The sequence below is a fragment of the Octadecabacter ascidiaceicola genome, from assembly GCF_900185015.1.
Lineage (GTDB): Bacteria > Pseudomonadota > Alphaproteobacteria > Rhodobacterales > Rhodobacteraceae > Octadecabacter > Octadecabacter ascidiaceicola.
The window spans coordinates 378,686-398,266 of record NZ_FXYD01000002.1 but is presented as its reverse complement, the minus strand read 5'-3'; the positions used below and the strand labels follow the sequence as shown (position 1 = coordinate 398,266).

Sequence of the window (19,581 nt, the reverse complement as noted above, 5' to 3'; positions counted from 1 at the left end):
ACACCATGTCCAAGACAACAACATCCCTCGCACTCGCAGCTTCCATCGCAACAGCAGTTGCTGGCCTGTCCACAGCAGCGCACGCTCAAGAAAACGAAAAGTGCTACGGCGTATCCCTCGCTGGCGAAAACGACTGTGCAGCTGGCCCAGGCACAACATGCGCCGGTACATCCACTGTTGATTATCAAGGCAACGCATGGACATTCGTTCCAGCTGGCACATGCGAAGACACAATGATCGAAGCTATGGGCGACTCCCCAGAGCGCATGGGTTCCTTGACTGAGTTGGATCGTGACCTCCCAGCATAAGCTACCCTAATACTTGCGCCCAGCCTGCCAACTTAGTGTAGGCTGGGCGTATCTTACTGCCGGAGGCCCCATGTTAGACGCGACGAAACCATCCCTGCCTTTCACGCCCGGCGTAGGCTACAAAGCCCAACATTTTAACGACATCATGAAGGACGCTGGCCCCGTTGGCTGGTTGGAAATTCATGCTGAGAACTACATGGGAATGGGCGGTCGCCCCCTCGCGCAGCTACGCCATCTCTCTGAAAAATTTCCGTTTTCCGTGCACGGTGTCGGCCTCAGCATCGGTGGCGAAGGCCGCCTTGATGCAGACCACCTTGCCCGTTTGAAAACCCTTTGTGACTGGCTCAACCCGGCCAGTTTCTCCGAACATCTTGCATGGTCCACCCACGAAAGCGCGTTCCTGAACGACCTGCTTCCGCTGCCCTATACCGCAGCCACCGTAAAACGTGTGGCCGACCATATCGACGAAGTCCAATCGACCCTTGGCCGCCAGATGCTGCTGGAAAACCCGTCCAGTTATCTGGCTTTCGCTGAATCCGATATGTCTGAAACTGACTTTTTGGCTGAGATCGTCGCCCGCACCGGCTGCGGCCTTCTGCTCGACGTGAACAACGTCTTCGTAAGCGCCACCAACCTCGGTTACTCGCCGCAAGGCTACATCGACGCCTACCCGCTTGATGTTGTTCGTGAAATTCATCTTGGAGGCCATGATGAAGACGAAGACGAAACCGGCGCACCATTGCTGATTGATAGCCACGGTGCCGAGGTAGTGGACCCTGTGTGGGCTTTGCTCGACTACACACTCTCCAAGTCCGGCCCCAAACCATTGCTGATCGAATGGGACACCGATGTTCCTGAATGGGCCGTGCTGGTTGAGGAAACCAAACGCGCCGACGCAGCGCTTTCGGTACTCGTATGATCACCACCCAAACAGATTTCCGCACGGCCTTGTTGGACCCGTCCAGCCCAGCGCCGAACGGCGTGCAAAACCCTGATGGTGTGCCCGCGACCAAGCGGTTTGATGTGTACCGCAACAACGTCGCCGTCAGCTTGACGGACGCCTTGGAAACCGCCTTTCCGGTGGTCAACAAACTGGTCGGAACCGATTTTTTCCGCGCTATGGCAGGCGTTTACCTGCGGGCGCACCCGCCAACGTCGCCCGTGATGATGTTTTATGGCGATGAAATGCCCGACTTTCTGGCTGGCTTTGGCCCCGCGCAATCGGTCCCCTACCTCCCCGATGTTGCCCGCCTTGAGCTGGCCATGCGCCACAGCTACCACGCCGAGGATGCATCCCCGATCGAACCTGACGCATTGGCGAAAATTGCCCCGGATACGCTGCCGAATGTGACGTTCACCTTCGCCCCGACCGTGCATCTGATCCCCTCAAACTACCCGCTGCATTCGATCTGGTGGGCGAATACCCATGGAGGCGACATCGCAAAAGCCGCGCAGCCAACGCTGATCACACGGCCCGAATTTGATCCATCCGTTGACCCGCTAACGCCCGAACAAACTGCGGTTCTCGCAGCATTGATCGATGGAACCCCGCTCGGCGCGGCCCTGCAAATTGGTGGCGCAGGTTTCGACCTTGGCCCGCTACTGGGCTTGCTCCTTTCCCGTAACGCATTGATTTCAATAAACACCTGAAAGCCTAAATCATGATCGCATTGTATGACCGCATCGCAAACGCCCTGAACGCCTCCGCCAACGGCATCCTACCCACGCTGGCACGCTTCGTCTTTGCTGCGACCCTGTTGTTCTATTTCTGGAACTCGGCTGGCACCAAATGGGACGGCACACCTTTCTCCCCCGGTGTCGGCGGCTACGCACAAATCTTTCCGAAAGCGATGGAGGCCGTGGGCTATGACATTTCGCAAATGTCGATTTTCCATTGGGCCGTTGTTGTTGCGGGCACCCTAGCGGAATACATCCTACCCCTACTGATTGTCATCGGGCTGTTCACCCGTTTCGCCGCACTTGGCATGATTGGTTTCGTCACCGTTCAATCCCTGACCGATCTTTATGGTCACGGTGGGATCGAACACACAGAAACCTTGGGCAAATGGTTTGACGGGCTGCCAACAGGCGCGATCCTTGATCAACGCGCGTTCTGGATGGTGGTGTTCGTGACACTAGCCCTCAAAGGCGCCGGTCCACTATCGCTGGACCGCGTCCTTTCCAAAAACCGTTAGAAGTGTGACTTTTCTTCGTCTGGTCGGCCTGCGGCGATTGCCAAAAGGCCGCCCAGACCAGCGAAGCCAATCGGGAACATTGTAAAACCGTTGAACCCGAAAGCCGCCAAAAACAGCCCCGAGCCAATCAACAAGGCAATTCCACCCCATAATGCGCGCGACTTGGCCATTGCGCCCCCTGCGATGCAGACCATCGGCGCGACGAAGCTGGCGAATTGGATGAACTGCGGGTTATCGAAACTCAGCCATTCACTGGCCTCTGGCACCTCGTTTGACAATGCAACCATGCCCCAGCCGAATAACCCGACGAAAATACCCATGATCCCTGCGATGATGCCCAAAATGGCGGCTGCGTTACGCATTACTCTACTCCTACGGCGGCTTTGGTGGCGGGGGTCCACCCCTGATACCACGCGCCGTCTATTTCAATGACTGGGCGCTTCATAAGCGTTGGATGCTGGGCGAGCAACACTGCCGGGTCTTTGGCGCGCTCCTCCTCAGACAGGTTGCGCCACGTGGTTGAGCGGGTGTTCAAAACCCCTGCCCCGAACGCTGCGATCATCGCCGCTTGATCCGCCGCGCTGACCCCATCGCTGCGCACATCGATCACCTCTGGGTTTCGGTCCGCCAATGCTTTCAACGCCTTACGGCAGGTGTCGCAGGATTTGAGGGAAAAGACGCGCATCACAGCCACTCCGCCTTCACGGTGTCATCCCAGCCGAGCGTGTATTTCGTGCCGTCCGTGATGACAGGCCGCGCCATGACGGCGGGCGTGTCGGCCAATTGCGCGTCCGCCTCGCTCTCGCGCATCCACGCGTTGAGGTTGCGGTAGGCTTGGGATTTGCGGTCCACCAGATTGTCGCCGAACTCGGCCAACAACACGGCCCATTCCGCCTCGGACATCGGCTCGCCACGCACATCGCGGAAGGTGGGTTTATGTCCCTCGTCTTCCAGCGCCTTGAGCGCTTTTTTGCAGTCTGAACAGGTGGGGAGGCCGTAGAGGATCATATCGGGGCTTTCTGTGTGGTCACGTTGATCCCAACAAACTAGCCGAGTGGTGCTACCTGCGCCAGATGGCCCGTTAATCCTGTCGCTGGGCAAGCTTTCCAAACAAGGCGCGTACTTGCTGTGGCGTTAGTGGATACAACGGATTGTGTGTGCTTTTTGCTGTGTTTTCCATGACAGTAACATGGACGCTAGGGAAAGCTGATATCAGGGGAGATGTCGCGGAACCTTCCCCGCATTCAAAAGGCACCACCCTATCGGTTATCGACGCGCCTGACCCGGGGTGGGTGCGGAACGCGCCCGCCCGTGGGGCGGGTCAGGCGCGTGCGCATCGGAGATGCGCGCTGATTAATTCAGCCCCTAAATGCCCAACAGTGAAGCAACGTATGTTGCCAGCAAGCTAACTGAAATTGTTCCGACCGCCGCAAGCACCAGCGCTCCAATCGACTTAAGATACGATTGTCGAACACTTGATTTGGTTTCTACGTCAGCGTTTGACAACTTAATAAATGCCATTGGTGACAATGATTTAAATGATCGTCCTGCCCACGAACCTAAGCCGTAACCAATTCCGGTCATCATCGAAACCGACGCGACAAAAACAGTTAGTATCTTAAACAAACTTGAAGTGTCAGACGAGATACTTGGTAAAAAGAGGTACCAAGTTATTGAGATTAGTGCCACAAACCCGGCAAATTTGGTTACCTGACCAGAGTGTGTGGCAAAGAAACGGGCAATCTTATGCCGAAAGATCAACGGTTCCTTTTTTAAGCCGCGATACCATTCATCCAATTGAGCTTCGATTGATCGTGCTACTGAAACGTCAACGTACTCAATATGGAAACGAGCGGTAATTTTCATTAAATCGTTCATCATGTTTCGCTCTAAATCTGAGGCATTTGATCGATTCAGCCGGTCTAAAAGACCGACGTGGCTCATCAAGAACACTCCGACCTTGTAGGTCTTAGCTTCTTTTGTTTTTGGAAGAACGATTAAAAATTCATAGGACAATTCCAAATTTTCAACACATCCGACCTTTGCACCACTTAAGGTCTCGAAGCGTTCAAAACTGCTAAAACTGTCAGTTCTCCCATCACTATATCTTACTACCACGGAGCAACCCGAAGCTTCACAAGCATATTGCTCCAGCATTTGTTCCATCTGAGCATGCAGACTCTTTAGGTCATCGAAGCCGACCTTATGAAAATCAAACATATTCCGCGAAAGGTTTTCACGATGGCCTGTTATGCTATTGTAAACGTCTTGATAAACTTGGAAACTAATTTCCGAACCTGTGCCGCTTAGAACAATCTCTGTCGCTTCATTTCCATCACTCACCCCTCAACAACCCCCATAAACTCACGCCACTCGCCTTTGCTCATGCCGGACGTTTCCTGCGTCACCTTCTCGCCTGCCACCATGCGGCGGATGCATTCCACGGCTTTGCCGGACAGTGTCGCGCCGCCCAAACGGTAGTCTTCGAACGCGCCGTAGGCGGCTGGCACCCAGTCTTTGACCATTTCGCAGATCGCGTCGGCGTAGACTCGGATTTCGTATTGCGCGTGGCTGTCCGCACGCAGACGCAGGAAGTGGAACAGGTTGTGCAGGTCCACTTTCCAGTACCACTGGGTGTAGATGTTGGCTGGCAGGTTCATGCGGGCCAATTCGCGGGCGAGGCCCTGTTGCCCTTCGTCGGAAATCATTTCCTCGTAGTGGTCATAGGCGCGGCCTGCGTCGTCTTTGAGGTAGCGCAGCACGCGCTCGGCCTCTTCACCGGTCAGGGTTTCGCCGCGGCCTTGGTTGTTGATCACAGATTGCGCCGCGAGGTCTTCGGCCCGTGGGATGTAGAATTCGCGATCAAGGATGGAATAGCGGGCGGAGTATTCGTTGACGTTGGCCGTGCGGTGGCGGATCCACTGGCGGGCCACGAAGACGGGCAGTTTGACGTGCAGCTTGATCTCGCACATCTCAAACGGGGTGGAATGCCAGTGGCGCATCAAATAGCGGATCAGGCCTTCGTCGTTTTGAACAGACTTGGTGCCCTTGCCGTATGACACGCGGGCGGCCTGACAGATCGCCTGATCGTCGCCCATATAATCAATGACGCGCACAAAGCCGTGGTCCAAAACGTCGTGTGCTTTGTAGAGATGTTTTTCCATCCCCTCAGAGACCGCACGCAAGGTTGGTTTCGTCTGACCGCGGAGTTCGTCGATTTCGGCCTGCTGTTCGGGGGTCACGGGCATGTGTCTGTCCTTTGTGTACGGAGGCAGTGATTCTGCTGGAATGAGTTACCTACACTATATATACGTGGAACTGTGCCGAAAACCGCCATATAAGGTGGTTTTTCGGCTTAAGCATTCGTTGACTTGGCCTTTGCAATTTCCGACTATACGTCAAACACTGCGAACAGCGCAGAACATACCCGAGGACGAGCCGTTATGTTGAGATCTTTCACCGCCCTAGCCGTAATTGCAGTTCTTTCCGGGTGTGATGGAAAAAACCCATTTATGCCTGATGTGGTGGTCAATCCAAACACAGGTGCTACCGAAACATTGGAACCAGGGAATCCTAACACCGAGGTTTCAAACAAGTTCCTCTTTGATAGAAGTCGTGGTTTGACGATGAACAGTGTCAACTATGACGCCGTCAATGACGAGTTGGTCATCAACAACTTGCCTTTCGACGGAACCGACGGGCGCTACGATTCAGTCGCTGGCAGCGAGACCACCGACGCCAACGGCGTACGCCGTGAGTTTTATGAAAGCCGTCAAACCACAACGACGGGTCTAATCAAGCATTATGCAGTGTTTATTGACAGCGCGTTTCTTGAAGCCACCGCTGCAGCGGGCCGTGATTGGGGCAACTTTGGAAACGCTGGAGCCAACATAAATCGCAGCAGTTTCAACCTGCCACTGACGGCCGAAACGGAATATCGCTATGTCGGCGTTTACGCCGGAACACGAACATACGATCGGCGAAGCGGTATTGAGCTCGTGACGGGCGATGTCACGTTGCTCCTTGATACGGCAGACTTTGATCCAAACGGAAACCTACAGGGCGATATCGCCGGATGGGTGGACAACAGAGTGCGTGTTGCCCCGGGACTAACAGGTGGTGGCCCACTCCCTAGAGTTTCGTTGTTTGAAGTCAGCTTTGATCCTGCAACCGGGGTTTGGGATGAAGGTGTGGCTCGCACTTTTGACAGCGATGGCCAAACCCGAGACAACGGCACATATTCTGGACTTATTGCGGGTAACAACGGTGAGGAAATGGGCGGTTACCTCGTGATGGAAGGTGTAGCGGACATTCAGACCGTATCCGTTCAAACGGTTACTTACCAAGTCGGAACAGATGCCCCGATTACCGTAGACGGCCTCCAAACGACGAGCATTGAAGCGCTACAAGCATTGGTAAATTCCGGCGCAACCCTGCCAGCAACATTGAATGCGAGTGTTCCAGGTGGCGTGACGATCATCAGTAATGAATTTAACAATCGCGAATTCAGAACTGAATACAACGCGCGCGAAGTCGGCGTCTATGTCGGGACGCAAGTTGTTCCATAGATCGATATGCTAGTAGGTATTGTTCGGGCCATAATCATCGCGGCTCTATTTTTCGTCACTGTTCCAGTCAGCGCCCAAGACGGGAGACTCACCCGCGACGAAGGCCGCAATTTTGCGGTGCAATTGTTGCAGAGTGGTCAAGCCGCCGCCGCTAAAGCAATAGCAGAGGGTCTGTTGTCCGCCGATCCGCAAGATGTCATCGCGCTTATCTTGTTGTCACAAGCCGAACGAAATCTAGGTAATTTTCAAACTGCTCGTCAGGCGGGACAAGCAGCGTGGGCATATGCGACCACAGATAATGACCGCTTCGTTGCCGCGACAGTAACAGCACAGGCTTTCTCTAGCGAAGAGAAATATACGCGGGCGCAATTCTGGTTGCGCCGCGCCAGTAACTTCGCACCAAATGACGCGATGGTTGAGACACTCGCACGCGATTATTCCACACTTCGGCGAGTGAACCCTCTGCAATTCAACCTTCAGTTTGGGGTGGCTCCGTCAAGCAACATAAATAATGGCAGCTCGGTTGATTCAATCGAATTTGGTGGCCTCACTTTTCTGCTTAGCCCTTCCGCACGAAATCTATCCGGTTATGAAATCAGCGCCTCAGGAGAACTCGTTTATCGCATTCATGAGGACGAGCGACGCCGTACGAGCGTAGGCGCGAGTGCGCTGATTTTGAGATATGTTATGACCGATCAAAGTCGAGAATTGGCTCCTAATTTTGATCCTTCAGATCGCGCCTTCAACCGGTTAGAGCTCTTCGCCCGCCGCGATTGGGCCGCAAATTTGGGGCTGATAAGTGCTGAGATTGAATTTAGCGCAAGCACACTTGGCGGCGATCCCTACTCGACAGAAACATTGATTGGAATAAAACGTATTTGGCTACCCTCCGAATCGACCCGCTTGGATGGAGCGCTTTCCATAGGTAGTCTTAACTACATCCAGAGTGGCGACACGGCGCAGGTTTGGTCTGGAAATCTAAGTTGGCAGAAAGCTCTAACTAATGATGATAGTGTTCGGCTAAGCACTTACTTTGGAAGAACATATTCTGAGAATTCCAGTATCGCGAGTACGACGAAAAGCATCCACGCGACCTATGACTTAGGTTCGATCGCAGAAACACTTAGTCTCAATGTTGGGTTAGGCTATCAGTGGCGCGACTTCGGACCATCAACTCTGGCACCGTTTGGTCGTGAAGACCGGAAAACGTCCTTGAATATCAACCTTGGGTTTCCTGACGTCGAGTATTTTGGTTTTACACCTGTCGTTCAGTTTGAAGCACAAACCACAGAATCAAATATTGCGCGGTATCAAACTGAGGCGGTGTCATTTGATATCAGCTTCCGCTCCAGCTTCTGAGCACTGGTCGTTTGTCATCCACGTGCTAGGGTCGCTTCAACCAACACCGGAGAAAACATGCCCCTTTCATACCTACACACAATGGTCCGCGTAAAAGACCTCGACGCGTCAATCGCATTTTACAACCTTCTCGGCTTGAAAGAACGTAAACGTCATGACAGCGAAGGTGGTCGGTTCACGCTTGTCTACTTGTCCCCGCCCGAACAGACGGACGGACATGCCGATCTTGAGCTGACCTACAACTGGGATGGTGACGATGAATTGCCATCTGACAGCCGTCACTTTGGCCACCTCGCCTATGAGTGCGACGACATTTATGCGTTGTGCCAGCAACTAATGGACAATGGTATCACGATTAACCGCCCACCGCACGACGGTCGCATGGCGTTTGTCCGTAGCCCTGACAATATCTCGGTTGAGTTGTTGCAGGCTGGCGACGCAAAGGCACCAGCAGAACCTTGGACCAGTATGGGGAACACTGGCCATTGGTAAGAACGTGATCAAAACCAGTGCCACGCTAGGCTTAACCGCGCTTTGGGGACAGAGCGCGGAGGCCTGCAGGTTGGCATTGGTATTGGCACTGGATGTTTCGTCATCAGTCGATGCCCGAGAGGATGCATTGCAGCGCGACGGGCTCGCGCGTGCATTGCTCGCGCCACAGGTTCAGGCTGCATTCTTCGCGTCCCCTGATCCGGTTGCCTTGGCAATCTTTGAATGGTCTGGGCGCTATAACCAGTCAATCCTGCAAGATTGGGTTCTGATTGAAACTCCCGCTAGCTTGGCTTCAGTCTCAGAAAGCATCACAATCACACCTCGCAGCCATGACGACTATCCAACTGCACTCGGATATTCACTTGTTTTCGCAGGAACTCTTTTGCGGCGTGCGCCTGACTGTTCTCTTCACACCATTGATGTTTCAGGAGACGGCTTGAACAATGAAGGGTTCGAACCTCGCAAGGCTTATAACGCCTTCCCGTTTGAAGACATTACAGTCAACGGCCTCGTGATAAACGTTCCGGAAACGTCGGCCGCCCGCGAAGAGCCCGAAGAACTGCTCAAGTATTACGAAACTGAAGTGATCCGTGGCCCATCCGCTTTCGTAGTAGTCGCCAACGGATTTGAGGACTTTGCGCGAGCAATGGAGGTTAAGTTGATCCGCGAGTTGGGAGCACTGATCCTTGGAGAGAATGTCGTCCCCTTGGAAAGGGGATCAGGCGGGTAACCCTGTTTCCGGCCTTTGCCGGGATCTACCAACCGAACCGCATTTATTCTTTGTAACGCTCCTTACGTCACGCCCTGTTCTTGGGGGTGATGTATTTGGCCTCTGTCGGCGCACAGCAAATACGATTGTTGTTCGCCATTGGGCGCGCGCATGAAATGGTGCCTATGATATTGAGGTCATTCTCGCCGTTCTCGCTAGTAAATGTAGCGGATTTGGTCTGTCCAATACCGTTCAACGCGCCGTAATGAGCTAGCAATTTCATCCAGACTGTTCATGTCCAACACGCCCTTTTCCTGCAACCCTGACGCATGACCAACGAACAGGCGAGCAACAACATCACGAACTGAGCGCCCCTTCTCTGTGAGGCGCACCCGCACAGAGCGCCGATCAATCTCACAACGTTGATGATGCATATACTCCATCTCAACGAGCTTCTTAAGATTGTAGCTAACGTTGCTGCCTTGATAATATCCGCGCGATTTTAGCTCACCAGCGGTCACCTCATTGTCGCCGACGTTAAACAACAACAGCGCTTGAACTGCGTTAATCTCAAGCACACCAACGCGCTCAAATTCGTCTTTGATCACATCAAGCAAAAGCCGGTGAAGCCGTTCGACCAAGGTCAACGCGTCCAGATAGATGGACATGAATTCAGTGTCGGTTCCCGACGTTGGGGCACCATCGTGGGTTGGCAGCGAATGCAGGCTCATTTCAGTCTCCGTCTCGATCGTTTCTCGAATTTTCTGGAACCGGATTGCCATGCCAGTAGCAAACATTCCGTTAAACTGCGAAAAATAATGCGAAATGAAGTCCTAATTTGTAGCTGGTTTGGTAACCCCGACCGCACCCTTTCGGATCAAATCCATCAGGCCTCGGTAGGGTTCAGGTTCAACCGACTGCCCACTAACCCATTGATATAGATCGTGATCATTCTCAGACAAAAGCTGATCGTATAGACCAAGATCATCAGCGTTCAACTCCGCCAAATGCGCCTTGGAAAACCCCATCAAGATCAAATCCATTTCTTTGATCCCGCGCCGGATAGATCGCATATGCAGCCGTTTGCGCATTACATCGAGAGGTTCGCTCATGACTGGCCCATCCTGCGAAGTCGTTTTTCTAGCTTGGCAAGCCGATCATTGGACGCGGTCAATTGCGCCCGCACAGCGCGTACTTCATTCAATAAATCCGCTACATCCGAATTTATGGGCGCGTCTTCATCAGGCGCCAAAAGCCCCTCGCCCTCTGCAGTTAACAGCCATCGAAGGGAAACGCCCAGAATGCCGGACAAGATGCTAAGTCGGTTTGCGCGCGGCTCGCTCAGGTCTTCTTCCCAGTTGCGCAGCGTGCTTGTCTTAATGCCGACCCGTTGAGCCAGTTCCTTTTGGCTTAGTCGCGCCTCTTCACGCGCTGCTGCCAGACGATCCCCGAACGTTGCGGTTTCTTCGCTATACCAGTCGGTTGTTTCGGAATGCTCGTCCATCATAGTTCCTATTCGGTTTAAGATCAGTTGCCGTTCCGTGTCGCGCCCCATATGACACGATTATCTTGCAACTTCCACACGAGGCTTTCCCATGTCTTTTCTCTCCGCGACACTCGACCGAGTAAAACCATCACCGACCATCGCGGTGACGACAAAAGCGCAAGAATTGAAAGCCGCCGGACGCGACGTGATCGGCCTCGGCGCTGGTGAGCCGGATTTTGACACGCCTGAAAACATCAAGGCCGCGGGCATTGCTGCGATTGAAGCTGGTAAAACCAAGTACACAGCCGTGGACGGTATTCCAGAGCTGAAAAAAGCGATCTGCGTCAAATTCAAACGCGACAACGGCCTGAGCTATGAGCCTGCACAGGTGACCGTCGGCACAGGTGGCAAACAGGTTCTTTACAACGCCTTCATGGCAACGCTGAACGCCGGTGATGAGGTGGTTATTCCAGCCCCGTATTGGGTCAGCTACCCCGACATGGTTCTGCTGGCGGGCGGTGAGCCTGTCTTCGTCGAAGCCCCCCTTGAGACAGGTTTCAAAATCACCGCGGAACAGCTCGAAGCGGCGATCACCCCCAAGACAAAATGGTTCCTGTTCAACTCCCCGTCCAACCCGACCGGCGCTGGCTATTCTTGGGACGAACTTAAGGCGCTGACAGACGTGTTGCTGCGCCACCCGCATGTCTGGGTTCTGACAGATGATATGTACGAACACCTCGCCTATGATGATTTCAAGTTCTGCACCCCTGCGCAGGTTGAACCACAGCTTATCGACCGCACGCTAACCATGAATGGTGTATCCAAGGCCTACGCCATGACCGGCTGGCGCATCGGTTACGCTGCTGGCCCCAAAGCCCTGATCGCAGCAATCCGCAAAGTGCAAAGCCAATCCACATCCAACCCCTGCACCATCAGCCAATGGGCCGCTATTGAAGCACTTGAAGGGACACAAGACTTCATCGTTCCGAATAACGAAATGTTCGTGCGTCGTCGCGATCTGGTCGTGTCCATGCTCAATGACGCAGAGGGCATCATCTGCCCCAAGCCCGAGGGCGCATTCTACGTCTATCCAAACATCGCAGGCTGCATCGGCAAAACCTCCGCGGCAGGCACGCTCATCTCAGATGATGAAACTTTTGCAACCGCACTGCTCGAAGAAACAGGCATCGCAGTCGTCTTTGGTGCCGCATTTGGCCTTAGCCCTAACTTCCGCGTCAGCTACGCCACCTCGGATGAGGCGCTAAAAGAGGCCTGCACACGAATTCAAACCTTCTGCGCCAGCTTACGCTAGCCCGATACAGAATGCGCTGCTAGACTGCGCTCAGAAAAGCTACAGGTGACGTAATGGGTGCAGATCTTCCAGACTATTACTTCCGCGTCCGCGAGAACGGCGCAGCCGTTTTTCGTGTCGACACCGAAAACCGTCAACGCCGCATCGAAATGGACCAGATCGCCGTCATCAACATCAAAAACGGTGAAGTAAAACCACAAGGTGACCGCACGCTTTCAGAAACCGACATCGCGCAAATTGAAACCTGGATGTCCGAGCGCATGGCCCTCCTCGCCCAGCGCGACATTGACGATATCCACCGCGCCGTTGACTACCTCAACATCACGACCCAATGGGTGCAATCCAAAGCGAGCGACGAACAGCTTGAAGGCATCACCGACGACCTGCTGCTTGCGATGCATGACCTGCGCACAATCCTCGTTCGCAAAAAAGCCGACCGCTTGATGAAAGCCCAAGACGCAGCCGAGTAGCGTATCTACGCCCTGCCTTTGTTTCACAAATATCCCGGGGGAGTCCGTAGGACGGGGGCTGGCCCCCTTCTTTCTTCGCCAATTTTCTTGAAAATTGGCTACCCGCCCGCCGCAGGCGCAATCTTTCGGATATGAACGGACTGCCACCAAAACCGCTGGCTCAACAACGCTCCAGCAACCCCTAACCCGACCGTCAACCCAAGCCAAAGCCCGACAGGGCCCCAGTCCAGCACAAACGCCATCACATAGCTCGCCGGGATCCCAATCACCCAATAGCTGACAATCGCCAACCACATCGGCACGCGGGTATCTTGCACGCCGCGCAAAACCGACAGTGCAACAATCTGCGCCGCATCCACAAACTGGAACAGTGCCGAGAGCATCACCAACACTACCCCAAGCGCCAGAACAGCGTCGCGCGCAGGGTCCGACGGGTCGATAAACAACCCGACAAAGAACGCAGGGATCGCAAGAAACAAAACGACAACGATCACGCCGAAACTCAACGACACTCCATAGGCGGTAACCGCCCCACGCCGAAGCTCAGGCTCATCACGGGCGCCAAAGTGACGGCTTGCGCGGATCGTTGCGGCTTCGGTCATGCCGATATGAAACATGAACATAAACGCCGTCAGCTGCAGGGCGATCCCGTGGGCGGCTAGCTCAATCTCACCAATCCAGCCCATCATGACGGATGATCCCACAAACAACGCGCCCTCTGCAAACGAAGTCAGGCCAATAGGCATCCCAAGGCGAAACACCTGAACCATCGCCTCATGGTCGCTTTTCCAAATACGGCGGAACAATTCGGCCTCGGGCTTTTTCCACTGCGTGTAGGCCATCAAGGCGCCCATTTGCAGGATCTGAATAACCACAGACGCAATGGCCGCGCCCTCAATCCCCAATTCTGGTGCGCCCAAATTCCCAAAGATCAGCGCATAATTGACCAGCGCGTTCGCCGCCAACGCCACGAGCGTGATCCACAATTGCACGGCCGTCAGCTCCAACGCCCCAAGGTAAGACCGCATAACCTGCGCCCCCATCGCCGGAAACATTCCCAGCACAGTGATACGCAGGTACAAACCACCCTGCTCGGCCACGGCAGGTTCCTGCCCCATGGCCAGCAACACATCCTCGCCGTACATGAACGGCACAATCAGCAGCGCGGCATAGATCGCAGACAACCACAGCGCCATACGCGTTACGCGACGCGCGCGGGTCTCATCCCCCATCTCGATCGCTTCGGCGACGATCGGCGTCACTGCGCGACCGAAGCCAGCACCAACAATGAACGTGATAAACCAAAGCCCGGCAGCAACCGTCGCCGCCGCCAGCGACGTTACAGAATACCACCCCAACATAATCGTATCCGTCATATGGATCGAAAAGCCCGCCACATTGGCCCCGACAAGCGGCAAACCAAGTTTGAGCAAACGGCCCGTGTGGGTGCGATATGACATCTGGGTGGACATCCTTCCGGCATATGCCCAATCTTGGCATCGGTCTAGCCTAGTACCATTCCTAAGGAAGCAATAATGTTTGAGACATTCATCGGCGACACGCAGACCTTCCTGAAAACGCTCGCGCAAAACAACAAACGCGACTGGTTCCTTGCGCATAAGGCGGAATACGAAACGAAACTTCGCACACCTGCTCTCGCGATCTTGGAGGAAATGTCCCCGCGTCTATCGGTGCTGACAGGATATCCGATCACGACCAAACTGTTTCGCGCCAACCGCGATGTGCGGTTCTCCAAAGACAAAACGCCGTATCACACGCACCTCTACATGATGTGGATGGTCGAAACCGGAACCCGCCAGAACCCCGCTTTCTATTTCGGAACGGAACTAGAAACGGTTGGGATCGGAACAGGCATGCGTGAATTCACCAAAGACGTTCTGATGGACTGGCGCAAAATGGCCGACTTGGATGGCTCATATTTATCATCCAGAATCAAAATATTAGAGAGCAAAGGTTATGCAATACGTGAACCTGTACTCAAGCGTGCACCGCCTCCTTTCCCAAAGGATCACCCATATGGCGATCTTTTGCGGCATAAGGGTCTGGTCGCCTTCGGGCACCCAACGTCCACGGGTGACCTGATCACGCAATTGGAAAGTGCGTTCACAGACCTATGGCCGCTGTCTGACATGCTCATCGGCGTAGCGGAAACCCCAACGCTCTAGCCTGGGCAGCCAAAAATCTTTGATTTTTGGCCTCCGCCCGCTGCAAGCGCGGTTCGTTACAGGACGTGGTCCGCCACGTCTGTGAACGCCTTCAACGTCGCATCCACATCGCGCAATTTGTCGATACCGAACAACCCAATCCGGAACGTCTGGAAATCCGCAGGTTCATCTACCGCCAGCGGCACACCCGCCGCGATCTGCATGCCCGCTGCAGCGAATTTGGATCCGTTTTGAATGTCGCCATCGTCCGTGTAGGTGACAACAACTCCCGGTGCACCAAACCCATCGGCAGCAACAGGTTTCAACCCCTTGCCCGCCATATAGGCCCGAACGCCATTGCCCAGTTTCCACTGTGCGTCGCGCAATGCATCAAAACCCATCTCTTTGGTTTCAACCATCGTGTCACGGAAATCGCGCAGCGCGTCTGTTGGCATTGTCGCGTGATAGGCGTGGCCGCCATTCAAATAGGCTTCCATGATCTGGCGCCATTTCTTCAGGTCAATCGCAAAACTATTGGACGCGGTCGCTTCCAAACGCTCAAGCGCACGCTTCGACATCATCACCAAACCCGCAGACGGGCTAGACGACCACCCTTTTTGCGGCGCGGAAATCAAAACATCCACGCCAGTTTCTTTCATATCAACCCAAGCACATCCCGACGCGATGCAATCCAGAACCATCAGCGCGCCAACCTCATGGGCGGCCTCAGCCAAGGCTTTGATGTAGTCATCCGGCAAGATGAGGCCCGCACTGGTTTCAACATGCGGCGCAAACACCACGTCAGGCTTTGCTTCCCGAATAGCTGCTGTCACTTCTGCGATGGGCGCAGGCGCGAAGGGTGCGCGACTGTCGTTGCCCGTTTGCCGTGCCTTGTGCACGGTCGTTTTGGCTGTAAATTCGCCTGCATCGAAAATCTGGCTCCAACGATAGGAGAACCAGCCATTGCGCACGATCAAAGCATGGGCATTTCCACCAAACTGGCGCGCAACGGCTTCCATCGCGTATGTCCCACCACCGGGAACAATCGCCGCGCCATCGGCTTTGTAGACGTCACACAACATCTCATGCAGGTCACGCATCACACCCTGGAACGCCTTGGACATGCTGTTCAGCGAACGATCAGTGAAGACCACAGAAAATTCCATCAAGCCATCAGGGTCGACAGCACTCGGGTTCGGGTTGGTGGTCATCTGTTCATCCTTTGCATCGTTTCCGCTGTCTTAATCTGCGATCCGCAGCAGGGCAAAGTCTATCTTTGCATACCTAGATCGGCCCCGGCCTGCGTTCTTCACTCAACAGCACATTCGCCTCGACGTCCCCCACGCCGGGAAGTGTCATGACACGGCGGCGCAACACCCGCTCAAAGTCAGCTAAGTCCCGCGCGACGACACGCAAGCGATAGTCATATAGGCCAAGGACGTGCTCCACCAACTGCACCTCAGGAATCGCGACAACGGCACGTTCGAAATCATCAAGGGACACACGCCCTTTGGTTGCCAACTTCACGCCGAGGAAAACAGTTACTCCGAAGCCCAAGGCCTGCGCATCCAGCGCGACACGCTGCCCCACCAGTATGCCTTCATCGCGCAGCCGGCGAATTCGTCGCCAAGTTGCCGGTTGGCTTAGCCCAATGCGCCCCCCAAGGGCCGCGGCTGTCTGCGTTGCATCGCGCGAAAGTGCCGCGAGGATTGCGCGGTCCAACTCGTCCAATTCCGTCATAACGGCAAGCTTTCGTCGTTGTGCAACGTCGCCACCGTCATCAGCGCCTCAATGTCAGCCATATGCGGCAACGCCAAAATCTGTTCGCGATAGATCGTCTGGTAATGCGCCATATCCCGCGCGATCACGCTGAGGCGCACATCGACGCGGCCCAGAAACGTCTGGATCTCGGTAACTTCTGCAATGGTGCGTGCCGCGTCCATGAATTCATCAAAGGCGCGGCTCTGGGTTTTATCGAGCGTGATGCGCAACGAAACGCCAACCGCATATCCCAACGCAGCCCAATTGATGACCGCGTGCTGCCCTTTAAGAATACCGGTCTCTTGTAAGCGTCCCAACCGCCGTGTGGCCTTGAGCGCGGACACACCTGCCCGCTGGGCGAGTTCGGCGGCACTAAGGCTCGGCTCGGCCTGCAATTGGCGCAGCAATCGTTTATCCACATCATCAAGCATGAAAACACCACTAATCTGAAAATATACGAATAACAACTTCACCAAATGCAAAACAATGGCTCGTGACACTCTCGCATCACGCTTCATTCCAGTTCATAAGCGCGTCAATGCAACCGCAACCAAAGGAATATCCCCATGCGCGTTTATTATGATCGTGACTGCGACGTTAACCTCATCAAAGACAAAAAAGTCGCCATCCTCGGCTACGGCTCACAGGGCCACGCCCACGCTTTGAACCTGCGTGACTCCGGCGCAAAGAACCTCGTCGTCGCTCTGCGCGAAGGCTCCCCGTCCCAAGCCAAAGCAGAAGGCGAAGGCCTTAAGGTTATGGGCATCGCTGAAGCTGCGGCTTGGTGCGATGTGATCATGTTCACAATGCCCGACGAACTTCAGGCAGAAACATACAAGAAATACGTCCACGACAACATCAAGCCAGGTGCAGCAATCGCATTCGCACACGGGTTGAACGTTCACTTCGGCCTGATCGAGCCTAAAGAAGGTATCGACGTGATCATGATGGCCCCAAAAGGCCCAGGTCACACTGTACGTGGCGAATACACAAAGGGCGGCGGTGTTCCGTGCCTCATCGCTGTTGACACAGACGCATCCGGCAAAGCCCACGAAATCGGCCTGTCATACTGTTCCGCAATCGGTGGCGGTCGCTCCGGCATCATCGAGACCAACTTCCGTCAGGAATGCGAAACTGACCTCTTCGGCGAGCAGGCAGTTCTGTGTGGCGGTATCGTTGAGCTGATCCGCATGGGCTTCGAAACACTCGTCGAAGCTGGCTACGAGCCTGAAATGGCGTACTTCGAATGCCTGCACGAAACAAAGCTGATCGTTGACCTGATCTATGAAGGCGGCATCGCGAACATGGATTACTCCATCTCCAACACTGCTGAATACGGCCAGTACGTTTCTGGCCCGCGCATCCTGCCATACGAGCAGACTAAGAAAGCCATGAAGGACGTCCTCACAGACATCCAAACTGGTAAGTTCGTTCGCGACTTCATGCTGGAAAACGCTGTTGGCCAGCCAACAATCAAAGCGTCCCGTCGCTCCAACGACGAGCACGAAATCGAAGTCGTCGGCGGCAAGCTGCGCGACATGATGCCATGGATCGCCGCTGGCAAGATGGTCGACAAAGCAAAGAACTAATTCGTTCGAACCGACCAGAAAGGGGGCCGTAACGGCCCCCTTTTGCATTCTGACCTCCCCTAACCAATTTTGCCAACTCTCTAATTGTGACAGAAAACACATTCGCACCAACGCATAGTGACAGATCAACCCGACGCGACTAAAAGAACGTTATGCCAACGCTTTACGAAACTTCGAAAAACTCCACTCCGGCGATTACGTTCTATTTGACCAGCAGAAGCCTCGCGAAAGCGCAAGCTGGCACACATGAGATGTTCAACGCTGTGCGCACCTTGGGTGAACACAGAAATTTCGAAGTCAAAGCCGCACGGATTTCATCGCAGGCCCGCGACAGAGTGACCCCAGCCGCGCGGACGCTAACCCACATGGCGAACCCAGTGGGGCACAACGGGTTGGTGTTTAGGCGACTTTATGCGGGGCGGTTCTGGCAATTTGACTATATGTCCGCCAGATGGAACTGGGCCATTGCGCGGGCCAAATTTGACCCCAATATAATCGACAAAACCAAATCATTAGAATTCTTTGACCAGTGGCGCGATCATCTCTATCCAAACGCCGTCCAGAACACCGCCGATGTCGGCTTCATATACATGCCCCTGCAAGGCCGCTTGCTTCTGCACCGTTCCTTTCAAGTAATGTCGCCAATCATGATGATCCAGCATACGCTGCAAAACACCACCAAACCCATTGTCGCAACGCTGCATCCGAACGAGACATATTCGGACGCAGAGATGGCCGCTCTGCACACGCTGCAAGACCAACACGCACGCTTCGCAATCGAACAACTTCCAATGGAACAGGCGCTCGCAACATGCAGTTATGTCGTCACCCAAAACTCGAGTGCTGCGTTTCACGCGATGTTCTGGGGCAAACTGTCAGTCCTGTTTGCCGGTATCGACTTTCATCACATCTGTATCAACGTCGCTAGCCTCGGCGCCCAGCGCGCATTCGAGCTGGTGCAGACCGCGCGTCCGCAGTTTGCCGCATTTCTATACTGGTACTGGAAACTGAATGCGGTTGATCTCGATGATCAGCATTTAACCTCCGTCTTGGCGCAAAAACTTACGTCGTTGGGCTGGGAATTTCAGGAACAAAACGACTGACAGAACGAAACACGCAGAATACCGCGTGGCTTGTGGACTTTACGGACCGCATTTGCTCAAACGA

Annotated in this window: 25 protein-coding genes; 13 read left to right on the top strand and 12 right to left on the bottom strand. The window is 54.4% G+C overall.

Features of this window, described 5'->3' with window-relative positions:
* Positions 1-5: 5 nt before the first annotated feature.
* The 4 genes from OCA8868_RS07415 (at position 6) to OCA8868_RS07400 (ending at position 2,503) form a co-directional block, all read left to right on the top strand.
* Positions 6-308: a BufA1 family periplasmic bufferin-type metallophore gene (locus OCA8868_RS07415; RefSeq protein WP_093995919.1), complete on the top strand. Its 303-nt coding sequence runs from the start codon at positions 6-8 to the stop codon at positions 306-308.
* A 70-nt stretch (positions 309-378) separates the two neighbouring features.
* A complete protein-coding gene (bufB, locus tag OCA8868_RS07410) occupies positions 379-1,227 on the top strand; it encodes an MNIO family bufferin maturase (RefSeq protein WP_093995918.1) in 849 nt (282 codons plus the stop codon).
* Positions 1,224-1,958 carry an HvfC/BufC N-terminal domain-containing protein gene (locus tag OCA8868_RS07405; protein ID WP_093995917.1) on the top strand — a complete coding sequence of 245 codons (735 nt, stop codon included), beginning with the start codon at positions 1,224-1,226 and terminating at the stop codon, positions 1,956-1,958. The genes bufB and OCA8868_RS07405 overlap by 4 nt, the downstream gene beginning before the upstream one ends.
* Before the next feature lie 11 nt (positions 1,959-1,969).
* Positions 1,970-2,503, top strand: coding sequence for a DoxX family protein (locus tag OCA8868_RS07400; protein ID WP_093995916.1), 534 nt, complete (start codon positions 1,970-1,972; stop codon positions 2,501-2,503).
* Here the strand turns inward: OCA8868_RS07400 and OCA8868_RS07395 are convergent.
* The 5 genes from OCA8868_RS07395 to thyX form a co-directional block, all read right to left on the bottom strand.
* Entirely contained in the window at positions 2,500-2,865 is a 366-nt protein-coding gene (locus OCA8868_RS07395; RefSeq protein ID WP_093995915.1) for a hypothetical protein, read from the bottom strand. The two genes, OCA8868_RS07400 and OCA8868_RS07395, sit on opposite strands and share 4 nt — an antisense overlap.
* Positions 2,865-3,188: an arsenate reductase family protein gene (locus OCA8868_RS07390; RefSeq protein ID WP_093995914.1), complete on the bottom strand. Its 324-nt coding sequence runs from the start codon at positions 3,186-3,188 to the stop codon at positions 2,865-2,867. The genes OCA8868_RS07395 and OCA8868_RS07390 overlap by 1 nt, the downstream gene beginning before the upstream one ends.
* Positions 3,188-3,511: an arsenate reductase family protein gene (locus OCA8868_RS07385; RefSeq protein WP_093995913.1), complete on the bottom strand. Its 324-nt coding sequence runs from the start codon at positions 3,509-3,511 to the stop codon at positions 3,188-3,190. Before OCA8868_RS07385 ends, OCA8868_RS07390 begins: the two co-directional genes overlap by 1 nt.
* A 357-nt stretch (positions 3,512-3,868) precedes the next feature.
* On the bottom strand, positions 3,869-4,846 hold the full coding sequence (locus tag OCA8868_RS07380; RefSeq protein ID WP_093995912.1) for a hypothetical protein: 978 nt from the start codon (positions 4,844-4,846) through the stop codon (positions 3,869-3,871).
* Entirely contained in the window at positions 4,843-5,751 is a 909-nt protein-coding gene (gene thyX / locus OCA8868_RS07375) for an FAD-dependent thymidylate synthase (protein WP_093995911.1), read from the bottom strand. Before thyX ends, OCA8868_RS07380 begins: the two co-directional genes overlap by 4 nt.
* 378 nt (positions 5,752-6,129) lie before the next feature.
* On the opposite strand from thyX, the gene OCA8868_RS07370 reads away from it, so the two are divergent.
* From OCA8868_RS07370 to OCA8868_RS07355, 4 genes are read left to right on the top strand one after another with little or no spacing between them, the layout of a single operon-like run.
* Positions 6,130-7,071: a hypothetical protein gene (locus tag OCA8868_RS07370; RefSeq protein WP_143849564.1), complete on the top strand. Its 942-nt coding sequence runs from the start codon at positions 6,130-6,132 to the stop codon at positions 7,069-7,071.
* Positions 7,072-7,077: 6 nt separating this feature from the next.
* Positions 7,078-8,430: a surface lipoprotein assembly modifier gene (locus tag OCA8868_RS07365; protein WP_093995909.1), complete on the top strand. Its 1,353-nt coding sequence runs from the start codon at positions 7,078-7,080 to the stop codon at positions 8,428-8,430.
* A gap of 57 nt (positions 8,431-8,487) precedes the next feature.
* Positions 8,488-8,922 carry a VOC family protein gene (locus OCA8868_RS07360; protein WP_093995908.1) on the top strand — a complete coding sequence of 145 codons (435 nt, stop codon included), beginning with the start codon at positions 8,488-8,490 and terminating at the stop codon, positions 8,920-8,922.
* Positions 8,923-8,929: 7 nt separating this feature from the next.
* The gene (locus OCA8868_RS07355) at positions 8,930-9,652 is read left to right on the top strand and encodes a DUF1194 domain-containing protein (protein WP_179214822.1); all 723 of its coding nucleotides are present in this window, start codon (positions 8,930-8,932) and stop codon (positions 9,650-9,652) included.
* A gap of 194 nt (positions 9,653-9,846) precedes the next feature.
* Here the strand turns inward: OCA8868_RS07355 and OCA8868_RS07350 are convergent, their stop codons facing one another.
* From OCA8868_RS07350 to OCA8868_RS07340, 3 genes are all read right to left on the bottom strand, one after another.
* Positions 9,847-10,362: a MarR family winged helix-turn-helix transcriptional regulator gene (locus OCA8868_RS07350; RefSeq protein WP_093996197.1), complete on the bottom strand. Its 516-nt coding sequence runs from the start codon at positions 10,360-10,362 to the stop codon at positions 9,847-9,849.
* Between the two features lie 102 nt (positions 10,363-10,464).
* Entirely contained in the window at positions 10,465-10,743 is a 279-nt protein-coding gene (locus OCA8868_RS07345; RefSeq protein ID WP_093995906.1) for a succinate dehydrogenase assembly factor 2, read from the bottom strand.
* The gene (locus OCA8868_RS07340; protein WP_370737990.1) at positions 10,740-11,138 is read right to left on the bottom strand and encodes a helix-turn-helix domain-containing protein; all 399 of its coding nucleotides are present in this window, start codon (positions 11,136-11,138) and stop codon (positions 10,740-10,742) included. Before OCA8868_RS07340 ends, OCA8868_RS07345 begins: the two co-directional genes overlap by 4 nt.
* An 88-nt stretch (positions 11,139-11,226) precedes the next feature.
* Here OCA8868_RS07340 and OCA8868_RS07335 point away from each other — a divergent pair, with 88 nt between their 5' ends.
* Both OCA8868_RS07335 and OCA8868_RS07330 read left to right on the top strand, forming a co-directional pair.
* Positions 11,227-12,429 carry a pyridoxal phosphate-dependent aminotransferase gene (locus OCA8868_RS07335; RefSeq protein WP_093995905.1) on the top strand — a complete coding sequence of 401 codons (1,203 nt, stop codon included), beginning with the start codon at positions 11,227-11,229 and terminating at the stop codon, positions 12,427-12,429.
* 53 nt (positions 12,430-12,482) lie between these two features.
* Entirely contained in the window at positions 12,483-12,899 is a 417-nt protein-coding gene (locus tag OCA8868_RS07330) for a hypothetical protein (protein WP_093995904.1), read from the top strand.
* Between the two features lie 98 nt (positions 12,900-12,997).
* Here the strand turns inward: OCA8868_RS07330 and OCA8868_RS07325 are convergent, their stop codons facing one another.
* Entirely contained in the window at positions 12,998-14,359 is a 1,362-nt protein-coding gene (locus tag OCA8868_RS07325; RefSeq protein ID WP_245848107.1) for an MATE family efflux transporter, read from the bottom strand.
* Between the two features lie 75 nt (positions 14,360-14,434).
* On the opposite strand from OCA8868_RS07325, the gene OCA8868_RS07320 reads away from it, so the two are divergent.
* A complete protein-coding gene (locus OCA8868_RS07320; protein WP_093995902.1) occupies positions 14,435-15,085 on the top strand; it encodes a TIGR02453 family protein in 651 nt (216 codons plus the stop codon).
* A gap of 56 nt (positions 15,086-15,141) precedes the next feature.
* On the opposite strand, the gene OCA8868_RS07315 is transcribed toward OCA8868_RS07320, so the two are convergent.
* The 3 genes from OCA8868_RS07315 to OCA8868_RS07305 form a co-directional block, all read right to left on the bottom strand.
* Positions 15,142-16,275: an aminotransferase class V-fold PLP-dependent enzyme gene (locus tag OCA8868_RS07315; RefSeq protein ID WP_093995901.1), complete on the bottom strand. Its 1,134-nt coding sequence runs from the start codon at positions 16,273-16,275 to the stop codon at positions 15,142-15,144.
* 73 nt (positions 16,276-16,348) lie between these two features.
* Positions 16,349-16,804 (bottom strand): Lrp/AsnC family transcriptional regulator, encoded by a 456-nt coding sequence (locus tag OCA8868_RS07310; RefSeq protein WP_093995900.1) that lies wholly within the window; start codon positions 16,802-16,804, stop codon positions 16,349-16,351.
* Complete coding sequence (locus tag OCA8868_RS07305) at positions 16,801-17,256, bottom strand: Lrp/AsnC family transcriptional regulator (RefSeq protein ID WP_093996195.1); 456 nt, start codon at positions 17,254-17,256, stop codon at positions 16,801-16,803. Before OCA8868_RS07305 ends, OCA8868_RS07310 begins: the two co-directional genes overlap by 4 nt.
* Before the next feature lie 135 nt (positions 17,257-17,391).
* On the opposite strand from OCA8868_RS07305, the gene ilvC reads away from it, so the two are divergent.
* Together ilvC and OCA8868_RS07295 are read left to right on the top strand one after the other, a co-directional pair.
* On the top strand, positions 17,392-18,414 hold the full coding sequence (gene ilvC, locus OCA8868_RS07300) for a ketol-acid reductoisomerase (protein WP_093995899.1): 1,023 nt from the start codon (positions 17,392-17,394) through the stop codon (positions 18,412-18,414).
* Between the two features lie 152 nt (positions 18,415-18,566).
* Positions 18,567-19,517, top strand: a complete 951-nt coding sequence (locus OCA8868_RS07295; RefSeq protein ID WP_093995898.1) for a hypothetical protein — start codon at positions 18,567-18,569, stop codon at positions 19,515-19,517.
* Positions 19,518-19,581 lie beyond the last annotated feature (64 nt).